At 42.4% G+C, this 17654-nt stretch carries 18 protein-coding genes, 1 other RNA gene and 1 pseudogene; 14 read left to right on the top strand and 6 right to left on the bottom strand.

The features are described 5' to 3' along the window. Window positions 1-53: 53 nt before the first annotated feature. The 6 genes from trpB to mtgA all read left to right on the top strand — a co-directional run bounded on the left by trpB (window position 54) and on the right by mtgA (window position 7021). A complete protein-coding gene (trpB, locus tag DY200_RS03970; protein ID WP_115587002.1) occupies window positions 54-1244 on the top strand; it encodes a tryptophan synthase subunit beta in 1191 nt (396 codons plus the stop codon). A gap of 1 nt (window position 1245) precedes the next feature. Next, window positions 1246-2055, top strand: coding sequence for a tryptophan synthase subunit alpha (gene trpA / locus DY200_RS03965; protein ID WP_115587001.1), 810 nt, complete (start codon window positions 1246-1248; stop codon window positions 2053-2055). Between the two features lie 121 nt (window positions 2056-2176). Then, window positions 2177-5050, top strand: a complete 2874-nt coding sequence (polA, locus tag DY200_RS03960; protein WP_115587000.1) for a DNA polymerase I — start codon at window positions 2177-2179, stop codon at window positions 5048-5050. A 157-nt stretch (window positions 5051-5207) separates the two neighbouring features. Further along, window positions 5208-5849 (top strand): outer membrane lipoprotein periplasmic chaperone LolA, encoded by a 642-nt coding sequence (gene lolA, locus DY200_RS03955; RefSeq protein WP_115586999.1) that lies wholly within the window; start codon window positions 5208-5210, stop codon window positions 5847-5849. Window positions 5850-5922: 73 nt separating this feature from the next. Continuing rightward, window positions 5923-6231, top strand: a complete 309-nt coding sequence (gene trpR / locus DY200_RS03950; protein ID WP_115586998.1) for a trp operon repressor — start codon at window positions 5923-5925, stop codon at window positions 6229-6231. Between the two features lie 28 nt (window positions 6232-6259). Continuing rightward, window positions 6260-7021: a monofunctional biosynthetic peptidoglycan transglycosylase gene (gene mtgA, locus DY200_RS03945; RefSeq protein ID WP_115586997.1), complete on the top strand. Its 762-nt coding sequence runs from the start codon at window positions 6260-6262 to the stop codon at window positions 7019-7021. 69 nt (window positions 7022-7090) lie between these two features. On the opposite strand, the gene DY200_RS03940 is transcribed toward mtgA, so the two are convergent. From DY200_RS03940 to DY200_RS03920, 5 genes and pseudogenes are all read right to left on the bottom strand, one after another. Beyond that, window positions 7091-7426, bottom strand: a complete 336-nt coding sequence (locus tag DY200_RS03940) for a carboxymuconolactone decarboxylase family protein (protein ID WP_005596608.1) — start codon at window positions 7424-7426, stop codon at window positions 7091-7093. 25 nt (window positions 7427-7451) lie between these two features. Continuing rightward, window positions 7452-8456, bottom strand: a pseudogene (locus DY200_RS03935) (SLAC1 anion channel family protein). A 14-nt stretch (window positions 8457-8470) separates the two neighbouring features. Beyond that, a complete protein-coding gene (locus DY200_RS03930; protein ID WP_115586996.1) occupies window positions 8471-8812 on the bottom strand; it encodes a DUF5368 family protein in 342 nt (113 codons plus the stop codon). A 10-nt stretch (window positions 8813-8822) separates the two neighbouring features. Beyond that, window positions 8823-10166 (bottom strand): NAD(P)/FAD-dependent oxidoreductase, encoded by a 1344-nt coding sequence (locus DY200_RS03925; RefSeq protein WP_115586995.1) that lies wholly within the window; start codon window positions 10164-10166, stop codon window positions 8823-8825. Window positions 10167-10210: 44 nt separating this feature from the next. Beyond that, complete coding sequence (locus tag DY200_RS03920; protein WP_005600584.1) at window positions 10211-10423, bottom strand: YgaP family membrane protein; 213 nt, start codon at window positions 10421-10423, stop codon at window positions 10211-10213. A 154-nt stretch (window positions 10424-10577) separates the two neighbouring features. Here DY200_RS03920 and DY200_RS03915 point away from each other — a divergent pair, with 154 nt between their 5' ends. The 3 genes from DY200_RS03915 (at window position 10578) to DY200_RS03905 (ending at window position 12570) form a co-directional block, all read left to right on the top strand. Further along, window positions 10578-10865: an ArsR/SmtB family transcription factor gene (locus DY200_RS03915; RefSeq protein WP_005600586.1), complete on the top strand. Its 288-nt coding sequence runs from the start codon at window positions 10578-10580 to the stop codon at window positions 10863-10865. 74 nt (window positions 10866-10939) lie between these two features. Continuing rightward, complete coding sequence (nfsA, locus tag DY200_RS03910) at window positions 10940-11659, top strand: oxygen-insensitive NADPH nitroreductase (RefSeq protein ID WP_115586994.1); 720 nt, start codon at window positions 10940-10942, stop codon at window positions 11657-11659. Continuing rightward, window positions 11656-12570: an ATP-grasp domain-containing protein gene (locus DY200_RS03905; protein ID WP_115586993.1), complete on the top strand. Its 915-nt coding sequence runs from the start codon at window positions 11656-11658 to the stop codon at window positions 12568-12570. The genes nfsA and DY200_RS03905 overlap by 4 nt, the downstream gene beginning before the upstream one ends. Before the next feature lie 34 nt (window positions 12571-12604). Here DY200_RS03905 and DY200_RS03900 read toward each other — a convergent pair whose 3' ends face one another. Then, on the bottom strand, window positions 12605-13363 hold the full coding sequence (locus DY200_RS03900) for a YdcF family protein (RefSeq protein ID WP_115586992.1): 759 nt from the start codon (window positions 13361-13363) through the stop codon (window positions 12605-12607). Window positions 13364-13679: 316 nt separating this feature from the next. Here DY200_RS03900 and DY200_RS03895 point away from each other — a divergent pair, with 316 nt between their 5' ends. From DY200_RS03895 to DY200_RS03875, 5 genes are all read left to right on the top strand, one after another. After that, a complete protein-coding gene (locus DY200_RS03895; RefSeq protein ID WP_115586991.1) occupies window positions 13680-14948 on the top strand; it encodes a malic enzyme-like NAD(P)-binding protein in 1269 nt (422 codons plus the stop codon). A gap of 185 nt (window positions 14949-15133) precedes the next feature. Further along, window positions 15134-15421 (top strand): 50S ribosomal protein L25, encoded by a 288-nt coding sequence (gene rplY / locus DY200_RS03890; RefSeq protein WP_005600595.1) that lies wholly within the window; start codon window positions 15134-15136, stop codon window positions 15419-15421. Window positions 15422-15552: 131 nt separating this feature from the next. Next, window positions 15553-15939, top strand: an RNA gene (gene rnpB, locus DY200_RS03885) — RNase P RNA component class A. Window positions 15940-15998: 59 nt separating this feature from the next. Continuing rightward, a complete protein-coding gene (locus tag DY200_RS03880; RefSeq protein WP_012478387.1) occupies window positions 15999-16640 on the top strand; it encodes a DUF1007 family protein in 642 nt (213 codons plus the stop codon). Continuing rightward, window positions 16631-17626, top strand: a complete 996-nt coding sequence (locus tag DY200_RS03875; protein WP_115586990.1) for a nickel/cobalt transporter — start codon at window positions 16631-16633, stop codon at window positions 17624-17626. Before DY200_RS03880 ends, DY200_RS03875 begins: the two co-directional genes overlap by 10 nt. Window positions 17627-17654: the final 28 nt, after the last annotated feature.

Below are 17654 nucleotides of genomic sequence, written 5' to 3'. Positions count from 1 at the left end.
GTGAAGTTATGTACTATTTTAATAGTACATAATATTTATAGAGAGAACATGATATGTCCGACACACTTCTTAATCCTTATTTCGGCGAATTCGGCGGAATGTACGTTCCGGAAATTCTCGTACCGGTCTTAAAACGACTCGAAGCTGCTTTTGTTGAAGCACAAAATGATCCGTTATTCCAAGCGGAATTTACCGACTTACTGAAAAACTACGCCGGTCGCCCGACTGCATTAACGCTTTGCCGTAATCTCACCAAAGGAAGCAAAACTAAACTTTATCTTAAACGTGAAGATCTGTTACATGGTGGCGCACATAAAACCAACCAAGTATTAGGACAAGCGTTATTAGCAAAACGTATGGGCAAAACTCGTATTATTGCGGAAACCGGTGCTGGGCAACACGGGGTTGCGACCGCATTAGCTTGTGCAATGTTAGATTTACCTTGTGTCATTTATATGGGGGCGAAAGATGTGGAACGTCAGTCGCCGAATGTCTTTCGTATGCGTTTAATGGGCGCGGAAGTGATTCCTGTACAAAAAGGCTCTTGCTCATTAAAAGATGCTTGCTGTGAAGCGATGCGAGACTGGGCGGCAAATTACGAAACGACCCATTACTTAATCGGTACGGCGGCAGGTCCACACCCGTTCCCGACTATGGTACGTGAATTTCAAAAAATGATTGGCGAAGAAACAAAGCGTCAAATTTTAGAAAAAGAAGACCGCTTACCGGATGCTGTAATTGCTGCGGTTGGCGGCGGCTCGAATGCCATCGGTATGTTTGCAGATTTTATTGAGGAAAAAGACGTGCAATTGATCGGTGTAGAACCGGCTGGCAAAGGGATTGAAACCGGCGAACATGGCGCACCGCTTAAACATGGTACCACCGGCATTTATTTCGGAATGAAATCGCCGATTATGCAAACTAAAGACGGTCAAATCGAAGAATCTTATTCGATTTCGGCAGGGCTGGATTTCCCGTCAGTCGGGCCTCAACACGCCTATTTAAATGCCACAGGCAGAGCAGATTACGTATCTATTACTGATAAAGAAGCGTTAGATGCTTTCCAAGCATTAGCACAAAATGAAGGCATTATTCCGGCATTAGAAAGTTCACATGCATTGGCTTACGCACTAAAACTGATTGCACAAAATCCGGATAAAGAACAACTTTTGGTGGTCAATCTTTCCGGGCGTGGCGATAAAGATATTTTTACCGTAGATAAAATTTTAAATGGGGGAAACTAATATGAGTCGTTTTGATACTTTGTTTGCTAATTTAAAAGCGAAAAACGAAGGAGCTTTTGTGCCGTTTGTTACCCTATGCGATCCGGATTTTGATCGTTCGTTTGAAATTATCGAAACATTAATCGCTAACGGAGCGGATGCTTTGGAACTTGGTTTCCCATTTTCTGATCCACTGTTAGATGGACCGGTGATTCAAGCTGCGAATAAACGGGCATTAGATGGTGGTTACAGCACCGATGCGTGTTTTGAAATGATTGCCAAAATTCGCTCAAAATATCCTGAGATTCCAATTGGCTTGCTACTTTGTGCTAATTTAGTTTTCGTACCAACTCAAGAAGTATTTTTCAAACGTTGTGCCGAAGCCGGCGTTGATGCGGTATTAATTGCTGATGTGCCGGTACTTGCCGCTGAAGAATTTACTCAAGCAGCGAAAAAACACGGCATTCAATCAGTCTTCATTTGTCCGCCGAATGCGGATAAAGCAACAATTGAACGTATTGCACGTTTAACTGAGGGCTATACCTATTTGGTTTCTCGTGCCGGTGTAACCAGTGCTGAGAACCAAGCTCACGCCAAAAATTTAGATAACCTTATTAAAAGCCTCAAGCGGTCAAATTCCGCCCCGATTTTGCAAGGCTTTGGAATTGCTAAACCTGAACAAGTTAAAGAAGCGTTAGCACTCGGTTGTGACGGTGCGATTTCCGGATCGGCGATTGTGAAAATTATCGAACAGAATTTAGATAGCCAAACGCAATTACTTAGCGAATTAGCGGAATTTGTGAAAGTGATGAAAGCGGCAACTAGGTATTAAGGCTAATATTTAACTTACAAGCGGTTAAATTCTCCCAAAACTTTTCAAAATTTAAAGGGGATTTAACCGCTTGTTTTCGTTATAATAGACTACAAATTTTTAACAAAAGAGATTTTATTTAATGGCTACAATTGCTCAAAATCCGCTCGTTCTTGTGGACGGTTCTTCTTATCTTTATCGTGCGTTTCATGCGTTTCCGCCGCTGACTAATAAAAATGGTGAGCCGACGGGGGCGATGTATGGCGTGTTAAATATGCTGAAAAGTTTGATAGCTCAGGTTGAGCCGAGCCATATTGCGGTGGTTTTTGATGCGAAGGGTAAGACTTTTCGTGACGAGTTGTTCGAACAATATAAATCGCATCGTCCGCCGATGCCGGATGATTTGCGTGCGCAAGTGCAGCCGTTACATACGATTATTAAAGCGTTAGGCATCCCGTTGATTTCAATTGAAGGTGTGGAAGCGGATGACGTGATCGGTACGCTTGCGGTGCATGCGGCGAATGATGGCAAAAATGTGTTAATCAGTACCGGCGATAAAGATATGGCACAACTGGTGAACGATCATATTATGCTGATTAACACGATGAACAATACCTTGCTTGATCGTGAAGGCGTGATTGAGAAATACGGGATTCCGCCGGAGCTAATTATTGATTACTTGGCTTTGCAAGGCGACGCTTCGGATAATATTCCCGGTGTGAAAGGCGTGGGTGAGAAAACCGCATTAGGCTTGCTGCAAGGAATCGGTTCGCTGAAAGATATTTATACGAACTTGGATCAAGTAGCTACGCTTTCATTCCGTGGTGCTAAAACACTTGCACCGAAATTAGAAGCGGAGAAAGAAGCCGCGGATTTATCTTATTTGCTTGCCACGATTAAGACCGATGTTGAACTGGAAGTCACCCATGAACAATTAATAGTACAACCGCAAAAACGTGACGAATTAGTTGAGTTGTTTGGGCGTTATGAATTTAAGCGTTGGCTGAATGAAGTCATGAATGATGCTAACCCCGTCACGCAAAATTCAGCGGAAAAAATCCCTAACAATTATCAAGCGACTGCTTCAGTACCACAAGCGGTTGAAACCGAACAAACTTTTGCAAAAGTGGAGATTGATCGTAGCCGATATGAAACGGTAACCACAATAGAACAATTGCAGAGTTGGATTGAAAAGATCAACCAAGCAAAATTAGTGGCGGTGGATACCGAAACCGATAATTTAGATTCTATGTCGGCAAATTTAGTCGGGATTTCATTCGGTTTGTCTAACGGCGAAGCGTGCTATATTCCGCTAACGCACAAAGAACAGGTAACGCTTGAGCCTCAGCAAAGCGATCTGTTCGCCGAGCCGGCAGAAGCAGAAACGACCACAAGCTTCGAACTTGCAAAAAATCAGTTAAATTTGACCGCTTGTTTAACCGAACTTAAGCCGTTATTAGAAAGTGCGGACGTGAAAAAGATCGGGCAAAACATTAAATATGATCTAACCATTTTCGCCAATCACGGTGTGCAGGTGGCAGGCGTGGCATTTGATACGATGCTGGAATCTTATACGCTAAATAGCACCGGTCGCCATAATATGGACGAATTGGCGGATCGCTATTTAGGACATAAAACGATTGAGTTTGAAGAAATTGCCGGTAAGGGTAAAAACCAGCTGACATTCGATAAAATTGCGATTGATGTCGCATCTAAATATGCGGCGGAAGATGCGGATGTGACAATGAAATTACATCAAGTGCTTACGCCGGAATTAGAAAAAGAGCCGACACTGGTTAAGTTGTTTCATGAAATTGAAATGCCGTTGGTTGAAGTGCTTTCTCGTATTGAGCGTAACGGTGTATTGATTGATCCTGAAAAATTACTCGCACAATCGGCAGAAATTGAACAGCGTTTAGCTGAGTTGGAACAGTTAGTGCATAGTGAAGCGGGCGAAATCTTTAATCTTGCTTCTACTAAGCAATTACAAGAAATTTTATTTACTAAACTTGGTTTGCCTGTCTTGAAAAAAACACCGAAAGGTGCACCTTCTACCAATGAAGAAGTGTTGGATGAATTAGCGGGACAAGGGCATTTAGTGCCGAGATTATTAATGGAACATCGTGGTTTAAGTAAGTTGAAATCGACTTATACCGATAAATTACCATCAATGATTAACCTCAAAACAGGTAGAGTTCATACCTCTTATCACCAAGCGGTAACGGCGACCGGTCGTCTTTCATCGAGCGATCCGAATTTACAAAATATTCCGATCCGTAATGAGGAAGGCAGACGTATTCGTCAGGCGTTTATTGCTCGTGATGGCTATAAAATTGTCGCAGCCGACTATTCGCAAATCGAATTGCGTATTATGGCACATTTAGCAAATGATGAAGGGATGATTACCGCCTTCGCTGAAGGTAAAGATATTCACCGTGCAACGGCAGCGGAAATTTTCGGTTTAGCGTTGGATCAAGTAACAAGTGAACAACGCCGTAGTGCTAAAGCGATTAACTTCGGTCTAATTTATGGTATGTCAGAGTTCGGTTTATCAAACCAATTAGGTATTTCACGTGCCGATGCGAAAAAATATATGGAATGCTATTTCCAACGCTATCCGGCGGTGCAACAATTTATGACCGATATTCGTGAAAGTGCGAGTGAAAAAGGTTATGTAGAAACGCTATTCGGCAGACGTTTATATTTGCCGGAAATTAAATCTAGTAACGCAATGCGTCGTAAGGCGGCGGAGCGTGTAGCAATCAACGCACCAATGCAAGGTACGGCGGCGGATATTATCAAAGTGGCAATGATTGGTATTGATAAAGCGATTCGAAACGATGACAACATCAAAATGATTATGCAAGTACACGATGAATTGGTGTTTGAAGTAAAAGAAGAATTGATCGAGCATTACAGCCAATTAATCAAAGCGGAAATGGAAAAAGCGATTCAGCTTAAAGTACCGTTAATTGCCGAAGTCGGCGTGGGCGATAACTGGGACGAATCGCATTAATTTTGTGAAAAATAATTAATCAATAAAATAAAAGCCAAATGCTTCTTGGTGTTTGGCTTATTTTATTGTATCGTTATGCTAGTACGAGCTTTGTGAAACTTTTACAGAATAGGTTGTCAAAGAGGCACTTGATTCTCTTTGATAGAAGGAACAAAAAATGAAAAAATTAATTAAGCAATCATTATTAGGTTTTGCCTTAGTTTCTATGACCGGCGCAGCGTTTGCCGATGCGCAGTCTGTTGCCGAATTACAACGCCGTTTAGAGCAAGTCAGCCAATATAGTGCGGATTTTGATCAAACGGTACGTTCGAGCAAAGGTAAACAAATTCAATCGGGTAAAGGTAAATTCCAAGTAAAACGCCCGAATTTGTTCCGTATGGATACTAAATCGCCACAGGAAAATTTAATTGTTTCGGACGGTGCGAATTTATGGTTTTACGACCCGTTTGTTTCACAAGTGACGGTGAATACGGTGCAAGATGCGGTTAATAATACGCCGTTCGTGTTATTAACCAGCAGCGATAAAAGCCATTGGGATCAATATGATGTGACGCAAAACGCGGATACGTTCGTATTAAAACCGAAATCGAAAAAAAGTAATTTAAAACAGTTTGATGTGCGTATCGATCAAAGCGGTATGTTAAAAGGTTTTAGTACCATTGAACGAGACGGGCAGAGTAATTTATACGTATTACGCAATATTACCGGTGGCGGCGTATCGTCTGATTTGTTCAAATTTAGCATACCGAAAGACGCTGAGTTAGACGACCAACGTGGCGGTAAAAAATCTAAGAAATAATTTATTTTACTAGCGGTTTTATTTTCGCAAAATTTTGCCAAAATCAGACCGCTTTCCTTATTTTGGAGGTTCAATGAAAATTCTTTATAGTCAACGTGATCCGCAAGAGTGGCAACAGTTTATGGTTTTAATACAACAGGCGGTTGCGGAAGATAAATTAGAGCAATTTTTTTCCTCGTTTTTAACGGCGGACGAGCGCAACTCTTTAGGATTACGGGTCCAAATTGTCGGTAATTTGTTAAAGGGCGAAGTTCCGCAGCGAGAGATTCAACAAAATTTAAACACCAGTGCCGCAACCATTACGCGCGCTTCCAATATGCTGAAAACATTGGAGCCGCAATTTATCGAATGGTTAAACGAGAAACTGAATGGCAAGGCGTAAACGAAAGCGCAAAAAGAAGTCAGTTACCATGTTTAGTTTGATTAAACGTCTATGCCGTAGAATCATCAAGTTTTTTATTCCGCAGGCGATAAGTTCCCGATCCGGTTGGTTATGGTTCGGAACCAGTCGTTTAGGCGCGGGGGTTGCCGGCGTTTTCGTTACGTTTTTGATGATCTTTTCGGTATTGCCCGTGCCGTTCTCCGCTTATATGGCGCAGAAAAAAGTCGAGCATTTGATCGCCGGCGATAATTATAAAATCCAATATGATTGGGTCAGCTTAGATAAAATCGCTTGGCAAATGCAGATGGCGGTAATCGCTTCGGAAGATCAAAAATTCGAAAGCCATTTCGGCATCGATTTACAAGCGATTGAAATCGCATTGCAGCGTAATGCTAAGTCGAAAAAAGTGCGGGGAGCCTCCACCATTTCTCAGCAAACCGTCAAAAATATGTTTTTATGGCACGGACAAAGTTGGTTGCGAAAAGGTATTGAATTACCGCTCACTTTCGTGATGGAAAATACTTGGGGCAAACGCCGTATTTTGGAAGTGTACTTAAATATCGCTGAATTCGGCGAGGGTGTCTTTGGCGTAGAAGCGGCAGCGAAGCACTTCTTTAAAAAACGAGCGAAAGATCTGACCTTACAAGAATCGGCATTATTAGCCGCCTCATTACCGAATCCGTTAGTGTTTCGGGTGAATAAACCGGGGCCGACCATGCGTAAACGTCAAGCGTGGATTATGCGTCAAGTTAGTGCATTAGGCGGGCGTAGCTATTTAGAAAAACTATAGAAAAAGCGGTGGAATTTGCAAAAGAATTTGTAAACTTCACCGCTTTTATTTGGGGGATTCAATATTAAATTAACGTTGGGTTTCTACCGCTTCAAAAGCTCTTAACGCATAAGCGTAAGCCGCGCCTGCATTAGTTTCGATAGCAGTCGCTAACGCACCAGCAATTTCCTTGTCGGTTGCGCCTGCTTTAATTGCCGCTTCTGCATGAACGCTAATACAGCTTTCACAGCGTGTAGTAATAGCAACAGCAAGCGCAATTAGTTCACGAGTTTTCGCATCTAGCCCTTCTTCTGCCGATGCCGCATTTAAAGCACCCATTGCTTGTAACATTTTCGGATGGGCTTGCGCCATTTTACCGAATGCTTGTTTAGTGATTTGTGTTTGTTCTTTCCAGTTAGTAAACATAATTTGCTCCTTGTATTTGCATGAATTAATCGGGTTGGAAAACGCTACCGTTAATTATTTCCCGCAACGTTCTCACAGTTAAATAAGTGATAATAAGTGTGCTGATAATCAGCATAACCGAACCGATAATACGGTAATAAAGTGCCGTTTCTATATTCGCTAAACCGCTCATCTCAAGGCTGGCGATACTGAATGCCGCCAGCGGGAAAGAGTAGCCCCATGCCGAGAGGAAGAACGGCGTATTTAAAAACACACGTACTTTCAGAGCTAAAAATAGCGTCCAAAACATCGCAAAGAAGTACAGTATTTGACCGAACGGCACGAGTTCACCCACCAATTTGGTATAGCTGATAAAACCGACCGCGGGCGGTGCGATTAAAACGAACAAGGTCGGATTCAGTTTAGTCGGTAGCGGATCAGCGAAGAACATTCGATGTAATACGAGAGTCAGCAATACAATCTAGAACAGAAAACCGATACTGAAAAAGAACCAGTTTACATCGCTAGGTGCGTAATTAACCCCCACTACCGGCACGATAATATTACCGACGACCGGAATAAACCACGCCGGTGTTATTTGCGCCAATTTAAATTGGCTTTTGAAAATCCAGCGATCCACTACAAAGAAAGTAAAACCTAAATGTAAGATAGCTCCGACCATCCATAAACTTTGCGAAACCGCTATTGAAGCCGGCTTCCATGCCACCGACAATAATAGTAAGCCGATGGAAATGGCGGTTAAAAAGTTCATTTTGACCGGATGCATACTGTCCGCTTTAACTTGTTGCGGAAAGCGAATGCCTTTAAACAGATAGATAACGAACAGTAGCAGCCAAATCAACGTGGTGAGATAACGCAAACCGTCACTGATCTCACTAGGTAAATTTAGGACTTCATGCCCTTTATACCAAGCAATCGTCAGTCCGCTGAGTCCCATCACACTGGCAAATAAAGGTACGGGGAAATTCGCCAATTTTTTACCGCTTGTCGGATTTTCCGCCGATGGTGCCGGATTTACTTCGTTTAACATAGTTCCTTCTTTGTTTAGTTTTTAAATAACCAACCTTTAACGGTGTAATACAGTACGGCAAAACCGAAGAAATTCACCGCATAGGTAACGAGCAATGCGAAAGCATCGATAGGCGCGCCGATATCGGATAAGCCGGATTGAGTCAGCCAAAACAGCACGAGAACGCCGATAAAGCCGCCGACTAAACCGACGACCTCCGCTTGTACTAAGCGTTTGAGATGAAAGCCTTTTTCTTTGATAAGCAAAATGACTAAAGCCACGGTTAATATTACGGCTAAAATTAATAACGGGTAAAATGCCCACGCTAACATTTCTTGTACGACGGCAATTACCATCGTTAATTCTAAACTGTTCATCTTCCGCTCCTTAGGCTTTACCGCGTAACATACTGAGATAAGTCGGTTTTAAACCGATAGTTTCGAGCAACCAGCTTGTCCACGAATCTTCTAACGGATGGATAATTCCCGGGAAAGACGGTTGCAAATTGTTGTTATAATCAAATTCGACTAACATCGCTCGTCCGACTTCGGTGATCAATGGACAAGAGGTGTAACCGTTGTAAATCAATTGGCTTTCTTTGCCTTGTAACTCACAGATTAAGTGATCGACCGCAACCGGCACTTGCCATTTTACACTGGCGGCGGTTTTGCCTTTCGGTACGCCGGCAATATCGCCTACCCCGAATACATTCGGATAACGGACATGGCGTAGCGTACTTTTCGATACTTCCATCCAACCTTCGTTTTTCCATGGACCGGTTTGCCATGCCAACGGTGAATTTCGAACGGCATCAGGTGCGACTTGCGGCGGAATAACATTGATAAAATCGTACGGCAGTTCTACTTTACCTTCGTCTTTACTTTCAAAGGTAGCAATACGTTTGGCAGGATCAATCGCTTTTAAAATACGATGATAGTGGTAGTGAATATCGCGCGCTTCGAACATCATACGTACTTTTTCAGAAACAATCGGCACACTGAAGAACGAGCCGTTATTACTGTTGTAGCTGATATGCGATTTAGCCAATGTACCGCGACGGTGGAGATAATCACGCACAATAAAAGTATATTTTAGCGGCGCACCGGAACATTTCATTTCGGTATTCGGACGGAGCAATACGGCATTTCCGCCTTTACGGCTAAACTCATCGAGCAATTTCCAAGTTTTTTCCGCACCGACGGCACTATGATAGATACTGCCTAAACCGTTAGTACCGATTAATTTGGTATCCATTCCTTCGATGGCGTCATAATCCAGTTTTAGACCGGTGGTTACGAACAGATAGTCGTAGTTTAAATTTTCACCGTTAGATAAACGCACTTTGTTCGCATCAGGGTTAAATTCTTCCACTTTAGCTTCAATCCATTTCACTTGAGGCGGAAGATAGTCACCGGTATCGGATACCGAATAATCGGCAGGTTTTAATCCCGCAGCAATTAGGGTAAAGCCCGGTTGATAGATATGCTGTTTGTTCGGCTCGATTACGATGATTTCGGCTTTTTCATCCAATCGTTCGGCTAAACGAGAGGCGGTGGCAAGTCCGGCTGCACCGCCGCCGGCAATAACAATTTTTATCGCTGCTGATACTTTAGGTTCGGCTAGAGCAGATTTCGGTAATAATAGACCGCTTGCTGTCGCAGTTAGGCCTAATGCGCTACTTTGTAAGAATAAACGACGGGTAAGATCAAAATTTTGGATGTTATCAGACATATCTGCTCCTTATTATTGAGCTTATACAGCTTCAAGCTTTTTAGTTATTTCTTTTTGAACGGACAAACAGGGCAGTTTTGGGCGGTATTAATACCCAGTAGTGAATACAAGCCGCAACGGGAAAAAAGACCGGTTAATAGTATGATTACGCCTAAATAACCCCAAATCCCGATTGTGCCTGTTGCGGCGAGTACGGTCAGTAATGCGCCGATCACAATACGTAAGACTTTATCAATTCCACCGACATTCGCTTTCATAGGATACTCCTTATATATACATTAGTTGATATAATTATTTATTTATATAATGATTTTTTTATATAATATTTTTGTGATTGAATTCTGTCAATAAATTTTTTAAAATTAACGATAGATTTTTTTAACCCTTATTGAGCATAAAACAGGAAGTAAAATGAGTGAGATATTTGAAAAGGCGGGTGAAGCGAGCAATTTTCTAAAATTATTGGCAAACCCGAATAGATTGGCGATTTTATGTTGCTTATTGGAAAAGGATTGCAATGTAAGCGAACTATGCCAAGCTATCGGTATGCCGCAAGCGGCAACCTCCAATCAATTGGCAATTTTAAGAGCGGCAGGTGTGATTGTTGCCGAAGTGAAACATCGGGAACGCGTTTATCGAGTGGAAGATGAAAAAGTGAGAGCGATTTTAGCCGTTTTACACCAATTTTATTGCGAATAGTTTGATTTTTACGTCACTGCCACATAAGATTGAAAAAACGTGTAATGTCGGACGTTTATTTTATCGGAGGCAATATGATGAGCAAACCAACCTTAGAAACGATACTTTCGCATCGTTCTATTCGTAAATTTACCGAACAACCTATCTCGGAAGATCTATTCCAAACCTTAATCCAAGCCGGGCAACAAGCCTCAACATCCAATCATTTGCAATGCGTAAGCGTGATTCGTGTCAAAGATCAAACCATACGCCAAGCATTGCGTGAGGTATCGGGTATGGCGTATGTGACCGAATGTGCCGAGTTTTTGGTTTTTTGTATCGATTTTAACAAACATAAGCAATTAGTGCCGGATTCTCAATTGGATTGGGCGGAAGTCAGCGTAATCGGTGCGGTCGATACGGGCATTTTTGCACAGAATGTTTTGCTGGCTGCGGAATCGGTCGGCTTAGGCGGTGTATATATCGGGGCATTACGTAATGATGTGGCGAAAGTGGCGGAGGTATTAGGGCTACCGCAATATTGTGTGCCGTTAGTAGGAATGTGTTTGGGTTATCCAGCACAGGATCCCGCACTAAAACCGCGTTTGCCTATAAGTTTGGTCTGTTACGAAGATCAATATCAGCCGTTGGATCAAACGGAACTTGCAAAATATAACGAAATTTTGACCGCTTATTATCAGGCGAGAACCGGTGAAGGACAGCAGTGGCAAGCGGCGATTGACAAAACCTTAAATAAAGCGGTGCGTCCGCATATGTTACCGTTTTTCCAACAACAAGGATTGTTGAAACGATGAAATTTTTAATGTTGTGTCGTGAGCCTCGTTTATACAGTTGCCAACGTTTACAACAGGCTTGTGAGCAACGGGGAATTAGCTTAGATATTCTCGACCCGAATCGAATGTTAATAAAATTAGCGGTGGAGCAAGGTCAATCCGTATTGCGGCTCTATTACCAAACAGGGGAAATTTACGATAAAAATCGACCGCTTCCGCAATTATTACCCGATTATGATGCGGTGTTGCCTCGTTTCGGCACAACCAGTACGGAAATGGGATGTCGAGTTTTGCGTTATTTTGAAGCGAAACGGGTAAAAGTATTAAATAATTCGACCGCTTTCGCTTTGGCACGAGATAAATGGCTAAGTTTACAAGTTTTAGTTGCCGCACAAATTGCAGTGCCGGCAAGTTCGTTAGCCGGAGAACTGTGTTCGATGGACGGACATTTAGCCCAACATCAGTTCCCGTTGATAACGAAAACCTTATCCGGTTCGCAAGGTGTAGGGGTTATGTTAGCCGAGAGCAAACAAACCGCCCAAAGTGTCTTAGGGGTTTTACAGCAAGCGAAATTAACTTATTTGCTGCAAGATTTCGTAGCGGAGTCAAAAGGGCAGGATATTCGAGCGTTTGTCATCGGAGATCGTGTCGTGGCGGCGATGCAACGTTCAAGTAATGAGGGCGAATTTCGTGCAAATATCCATTTAGGCGGTAAAGCACAACTGATAGCATTAACTGAAGCGGAACAGCAGCTTGCGGTAAAAGCGGCAAACGCCATCGGGCTTAGCGTGGCGGGTGTTGATCTGATTCGTTCCGATAGCGGATTGTTGGTATTGGAAGTAAATGCCAGCCCGGGGCTGGAAGGGATTGAACAGGCAAGCGGTATTGATATTGCCGGTTTGATGATCGAACATCTGATTCATTCACTTTAGTACAAAGCCCTCAAACGGGGCTTTATTATGCTAATTATCCGATCAGTTTTTCTTTCCAATAACCAATCCACTCTTTAAGTGCAATGCTACTGTTCTGTAAGGCTTGCGCTTGCGGAATAAAGGGTAAAATACCGATATCAAGCGCTTGATGAGCGGTGGTGCCGGCGGCAAGTACGTTAAATCCCTCACGTTCAAATAACATTTTCGCTCTTTTCATATGCCACTGATTCGTAACTAAGATAATGCGATCGATACCTTCCTGTTTAAGCATCGCTTTACTTAATATGGCATTTTCTTCAGTCGTATTGGATGCTGATTCGACCCATTTTACCGAAACATTAAAGAAATCGTGTAATTCTTGCGCCATAATTTTCGCTTCCGGTTCTCTGCCTTCAGGGCTTCCGCCGGTCACTAAAATCGGTAAACCGGTCTGTTTATGTAAATAAGCCGCATAACGCATACGTTCTAACGGTGCGGCGGCAATCGCATAACGACCGAATAATTCGTGACTGTTACGTACCCCTCCCCCCAACACTACAATCGCTTGCGCCTTTTTATAATCCTCAATGGTAAGTTTTTCACTAAAAGTGACCGCTTGAATCAATTGATGAGAGAAATACGGCGTACTACAAATATAGAGAATCGCCATACCTAATGTGGTGCAAAAATAGCTCAGCTTTTTGAATTGTAATTTATGGAGAAATAAAGAAAAAATCCATAAAATCAGAGCATTAAATGGCGGCAGAATAATAGCGGTAATGAGTTTGGTCAGTAATAGCATAATTTTGAACATAAATACGTATTTGTTTTATCATCTTGAATGAGTAAAGCCAAAGAATCAAGCCGAAAAACAACTTACCGATAATTTCTACCTAATTAGAGTAATTTTTTGAGTAAGGTCGAGTATAAACTTTGCCAAGTCTTATCGTTTTTTGTTATCTTTAAGAAAATGTTAAAAATTAGATCTAAATCACACAAAAACAATAACTTTTACAGTACAATTCGACCGTTTTATTTGTAGCATAAGAAGCGTATGAAATAATGTGCTATGGATAAAGATAAAGAAAATACACATCATCAAAAATCTTATTTATGTTAAGGATGTATCCATGAGCGATTTAAAACAACAAGCATTAGACTTCCACGAATTTCCGGTACCGGGCAAAATTTCGGTTACGCCGACTAAATCACTTGCAACGCAACATGATTTAGCCTTAGCGTATTCTCCGGGCGTTGCCGAACCTTGCTTGGCAATCGAGAAGGATCCCGCTGCTGCTCGTCGTTATACCGCTCGTGGTAACTTAGTAGCGGTTATTTCAAACGGCACTGCGGTACTCGGTTTAGGTAATATCGGTGCATTGGCGTCCAAACCGGTAATGGAAGGTAAAGGCGTATTATTCAAAAAATTTGCCGGCGTTGATGTTTTTGATATCGAAATTAACGAACACGATCCGGATAAATTAGTCGATATTATCGCATCGTTAGAACCGACTTTCGGCGGGATCAACTTAGAAGATATCAAAGCACCGGAATGTTTCTATATCGAGAAAAAATTACGTGAGCGTATGGGTATTCCTGTATTCCGCGACGACCAACACGGCACGGCAATTATCGTAGGTGCGGCGGCAGTAAACGGTTTACAAATCGTAGGTAAAGATATTGGCGAAGTGCGTTTAGTGGTAAACGGTGCGGGTGCGTCTGCGATTGCTTGTACCAACTTATTACGTTCTTTAGGTTTCAAAAAAGAAAATATTACCATGTGCGATTCTAAAGGGGTAATTTACCAAGGTCGCGGCGATAATATGGACGAAACCAAACAATTCTATGCGATTGAAGATAACGGTTGGCGTACCCTTGCGGATGCGGTCGCGGGAGCGGACGTATTCTTAGGTTGTTCTAAAGCGGGCGCATTAACTCAAGATATGATCAAAACCATGGCGAAAGATCCGTTAATTCTTGCGTTAGCGAATCCTGTGCCGGAAACCACACCACACGAAGCGAAAGCGGCACGTGCGGATGCAATCGTATGTACCGGTCGTTCGGATTATCCTAACCAAGTAAATAATGTACTTTGCTTCCCGTATTTATTCCGCGGTGCGTTAGACGTAGGCGCAACCACGATTAATGAAGAAATGAAAATGGCGGCGGCACACGCAATCGCAAACTTAGCGAAAGAGCCGGTTCCGTTTGAAGTGTTATCAACCTACGGTGAATTATCATTCGGTCCGGATTATGTCATCCCGACACCATTTGATCCACGTTTAATCGTGGCGGTTTCATCAGAGGTTGCTAAAGCTGCGATGGATTCAGGCGTTGCGACTCGCCCGATTACCGATTGGGATGCGTATGCAAAACAAGTGAAAGCGCTTATCGCTTAACGGTTTAAAATAATTGAAAGAGGCGAGATTATTCGCCTCTTTTTGTTTTGCATTTTGGTAAAAAAGTGCGTAGAATACGCACTCGGCTTTTTTAGCCGAAATTATTTTGTGAAATAGCTGGGTCGCCTGCTATTTTTTATATTCACGGAACGTTATGTTCCTTTTTACTTTAAGAGAATCAAACAATGTCATTCAAATTTGAAGCTGAAGTTCGTTCTGCGCAAGGTAAGGGTGCGAGCCGCCGCCTGCGTCACAATGGTCAAGTTCCTGCGATTATCTACGGTGGTAACGCAGAGCCTGTATCAATCATCTTAGATCACGATAAAGTGAACAACGCACAAGCACACGATGCGTTCTATAACGAAGTATTAACTATCGTTGTAGCGGGTAAAGAAGAGCAAGTTAAAGTACAAGCGATTCAACGTCACCCGACCAAACCAAAATTAGTTCACTTAGACTTCAAACGCGCTTAATTTAGCTCGTAATGTGAATTAGCAAGAGGATTAAGTTTTTCGGAACTTAATCCTTTTTTATTTGCCAATAATTAGTCGAACAAGCGGTTAAATATTGGCAAAACTTTGCAAATCCGCTATACTCGCTATTCTGAGTTGGTTAGACAATCGCTGGTTTATTGAAGCCCTTAATTGTTCGCAAGAACGACCTAGCGGGACAAGTAAACGAGAGGAAAGTCCGAGCTACACAGGGCAGAGTGCCAGATAACGTCTGGGCGGTGTGAACCGACGACCAGTGCAACAGAGAGCAAACCGCCGATGTGCATTAGCGCAGGTAAGGGTGAAAGGGTGCGGTAAGAGCGCACCGCGTGGGTGGCAACATTCCACGGCACGGTAAACTCCACTCGTAGCAAGACCAAATAGGAACTCAATGGATGGCCCGTCCAGAGTTCGGGTAGGTTGCTTGAGCTTGTATGCGAATGCAAGCCTAGAGGAATGATTGTCCGCGACAGAACTCGGCTTATCGACCGACTCATTTTATTTTTTAGGAAAGCGAACAGGGTGACTTGTTCGCTTTTTGCTTTTATAAGGAGAATTAATGAAATTAATTAAATTTGCGTTTTTTTGTTTCATTTCATTTGTTTCTACACAAGTAGCGGCACATCCCCATTCCTTTCTTGACCTTAAAAATAAAATTCTAGTAGAGGGAACATCCCTGAAAGGTTTTCAAATGGAATGGACGATGGATGAAATTGCTTCGGCCGAACTGATTTATGAGGTGAAAAGCAGTTCGGATAGAGAAGCGACAAAGAAATCCATTACGGCGGAAATGGTACAAACGGCGATTGAAAACCACTATTTCAGTTATTTGTATAATGCCAAAGACGAACCGTTAAAATTTACGACAAAACCGTCAAATACGACTTTTAGGATTGCCGGAAATAAAGTTATCTTTTATGTTACCTTTTATTTAAGCCGACCTTATGATCTAAAAAACAATCCGATTCGCCTTTATACCTATGAACCGAGTTACTATATGGCAATGGAATATAATAACAAAGCGGATTTGACTATCAGTAATTCGGCATGTAAAGCAACGCTTGAACAACCTAAAGTGAATAGCGAGTTACGTTTATACGCTTCAAGTTTGGATAAAACGCAAACACCTGATATGCCTGAAGGCGAAGATAATACACTGGGGGCGCAATTTGCTCAAAAGGTGGTAGCGGTATGCGAGTAAAGCACATTGTATGGATAGCGGTCTGTTTTTTATTATTTTTTACCGTTTATAACAATTATTCCCTATTTCTTTTCAAAGTATTGGAGTGGCAGAAAAGTTTCAATCAGCAGATTTCCGCGGCGATGACCAGTCTGAGTGAGAATCGTCAGCAAGCCGGTATTACCTTGCTGATTATCAGCTTTTTATACGGTGTATTTCATGCGGTCGGCCCGGGACATGGTAAGTTTATTTTAACCGGTTACTTATCGTTCGAAAAAACGAAACTGAATCAGGCGATGAAAATCAGCTTTCTGTCCGCATTGGCGCAAGGTTTTGCGGCAATTACGCTGGTTTCGATTATCGTCGTCGCTTTTACCCTTTCACGCAGCTACTTTAATCTCACCTTAAAATGGGTGGAACGAGGCAGCTTTGTTTTGATGATCTTATTTGGCATCTATTGGTGCTACCAAGCCTTAAAAGCGTTTAAGCGCAAATCCGATACCATTCCTAAAATTCAGCGAATTTCCGCAATAAACTTGCAAAAAAATAGCAAAATCACACCGCTTATCAGACCTCAAAAACATTTACATACCGAGAATTGCGGTTGCGGACATCAGCACTTGCCGTCTTCAACCCAAATACACCAAGCAAAAGATTGGAAAGCTCAAGCGATGGTAATCTTAAGTATCGGTGCCAGACCGTGTTCCGGTGCGATCTTGGTGTTATTTCTCGCCTATACCTTAGATATTTATGCTTGGGGAATGCTATCCGCATTAGCGATGGCAATAGGTACCGGTATGACACTAACGCTCTTTGCATGGTTAGTGATTATCGCACGTAACAGGGCGATACGTTTAAGTACGTGGTATATATCAGAACAGACCAGTCGGCAAGCGATGCTAATTTTAAAAATTCTCGTTGGTATGATATTGGTTATCTTTGGTGTTACCTTGTTCCATAGTAGTTTTATCGAAACATCCGGCGGAGCGGGTTTATTCAAACGATAGATTTTACTAATGGAAAGATTAAAGATCT

This window comes from Actinobacillus lignieresii (assembly GCF_900444945.1).
Classification (GTDB): domain Bacteria; phylum Pseudomonadota; class Gammaproteobacteria; order Enterobacterales; family Pasteurellaceae; genus Actinobacillus; species Actinobacillus lignieresii.
The sequence above is the reverse complement of the archived record's forward strand: the minus strand, read 5'-3'. Positions and strand labels throughout refer to the sequence as shown.

Excerpts from the sequence above, each read along its gene's own strand:
- trpA (WP_115587001.1), top strand. The coding sequence starts at position 1,246 with ATGAGTCGTTTTGATACTTTGTTTGCTAATTTAAAAGCGAAAAACGAA.
- DY200_RS03925 (WP_115586995.1), bottom strand. The coding sequence starts at position 10,166 with ATGTCTGATAACATCCAAAATTTTGATCTTACCCGTCGTTTATTCTTA.
- DY200_RS03895 (WP_115586991.1), top strand. The coding sequence starts at position 13,680 with ATGAGCGATTTAAAACAACAAGCATTAGACTTCCACGAATTTCCGGTA.
- DY200_RS03930 (WP_115586996.1), bottom strand. The coding sequence starts at position 8,812 with ATGAACAGTTTAGAATTAACGATGGTAATTGCCGTCGTACAAGAAATG.
- DY200_RS03915 (WP_005600586.1), top strand. The coding sequence starts at position 10,578 with ATGAGTGAGATATTTGAAAAGGCGGGTGAAGCGAGCAATTTTCTAAAA.
- DY200_RS03940 (WP_005596608.1), bottom strand. The coding sequence starts at position 7,426 with ATGTTTACTAACTGGAAAGAACAAACACAAATCACTAAACAAGCATTC.
- polA (WP_115587000.1), top strand. The coding sequence starts at position 2,177 with ATGGCTACAATTGCTCAAAATCCGCTCGTTCTTGTGGACGGTTCTTCT.
- nfsA (WP_115586994.1), top strand. The coding sequence starts at position 10,940 with ATGATGAGCAAACCAACCTTAGAAACGATACTTTCGCATCGTTCTATT.
- lolA (WP_115586999.1), top strand. The coding sequence starts at position 5,208 with ATGAAAAAATTAATTAAGCAATCATTATTAGGTTTTGCCTTAGTTTCT.
- DY200_RS03920 (WP_005600584.1), bottom strand. The coding sequence starts at position 10,423 with ATGAAAGCGAATGTCGGTGGAATTGATAAAGTCTTACGTATTGTGATC.
- rplY (WP_005600595.1), top strand. The coding sequence starts at position 15,134 with ATGTCATTCAAATTTGAAGCTGAAGTTCGTTCTGCGCAAGGTAAGGGT.
- DY200_RS03875 (WP_115586990.1), top strand. The coding sequence starts at position 16,631 with ATGCGAGTAAAGCACATTGTATGGATAGCGGTCTGTTTTTTATTATTT.
- trpR (WP_115586998.1), top strand. The coding sequence starts at position 5,923 with ATGAAAATTCTTTATAGTCAACGTGATCCGCAAGAGTGGCAACAGTTT.
- trpB (WP_115587002.1), top strand. The coding sequence starts at position 54 with ATGTCCGACACACTTCTTAATCCTTATTTCGGCGAATTCGGCGGAATG.
- DY200_RS03905 (WP_115586993.1), top strand. The coding sequence starts at position 11,656 with ATGAAATTTTTAATGTTGTGTCGTGAGCCTCGTTTATACAGTTGCCAA.
- mtgA (WP_115586997.1), top strand. The coding sequence starts at position 6,260 with ATGTTTAGTTTGATTAAACGTCTATGCCGTAGAATCATCAAGTTTTTT.
- DY200_RS03880 (WP_012478387.1), top strand. The coding sequence starts at position 15,999 with ATGAAATTAATTAAATTTGCGTTTTTTTGTTTCATTTCATTTGTTTCT.
- DY200_RS03900 (WP_115586992.1), bottom strand. The coding sequence starts at position 13,363 with ATGTTCAAAATTATGCTATTACTGACCAAACTCATTACCGCTATTATT.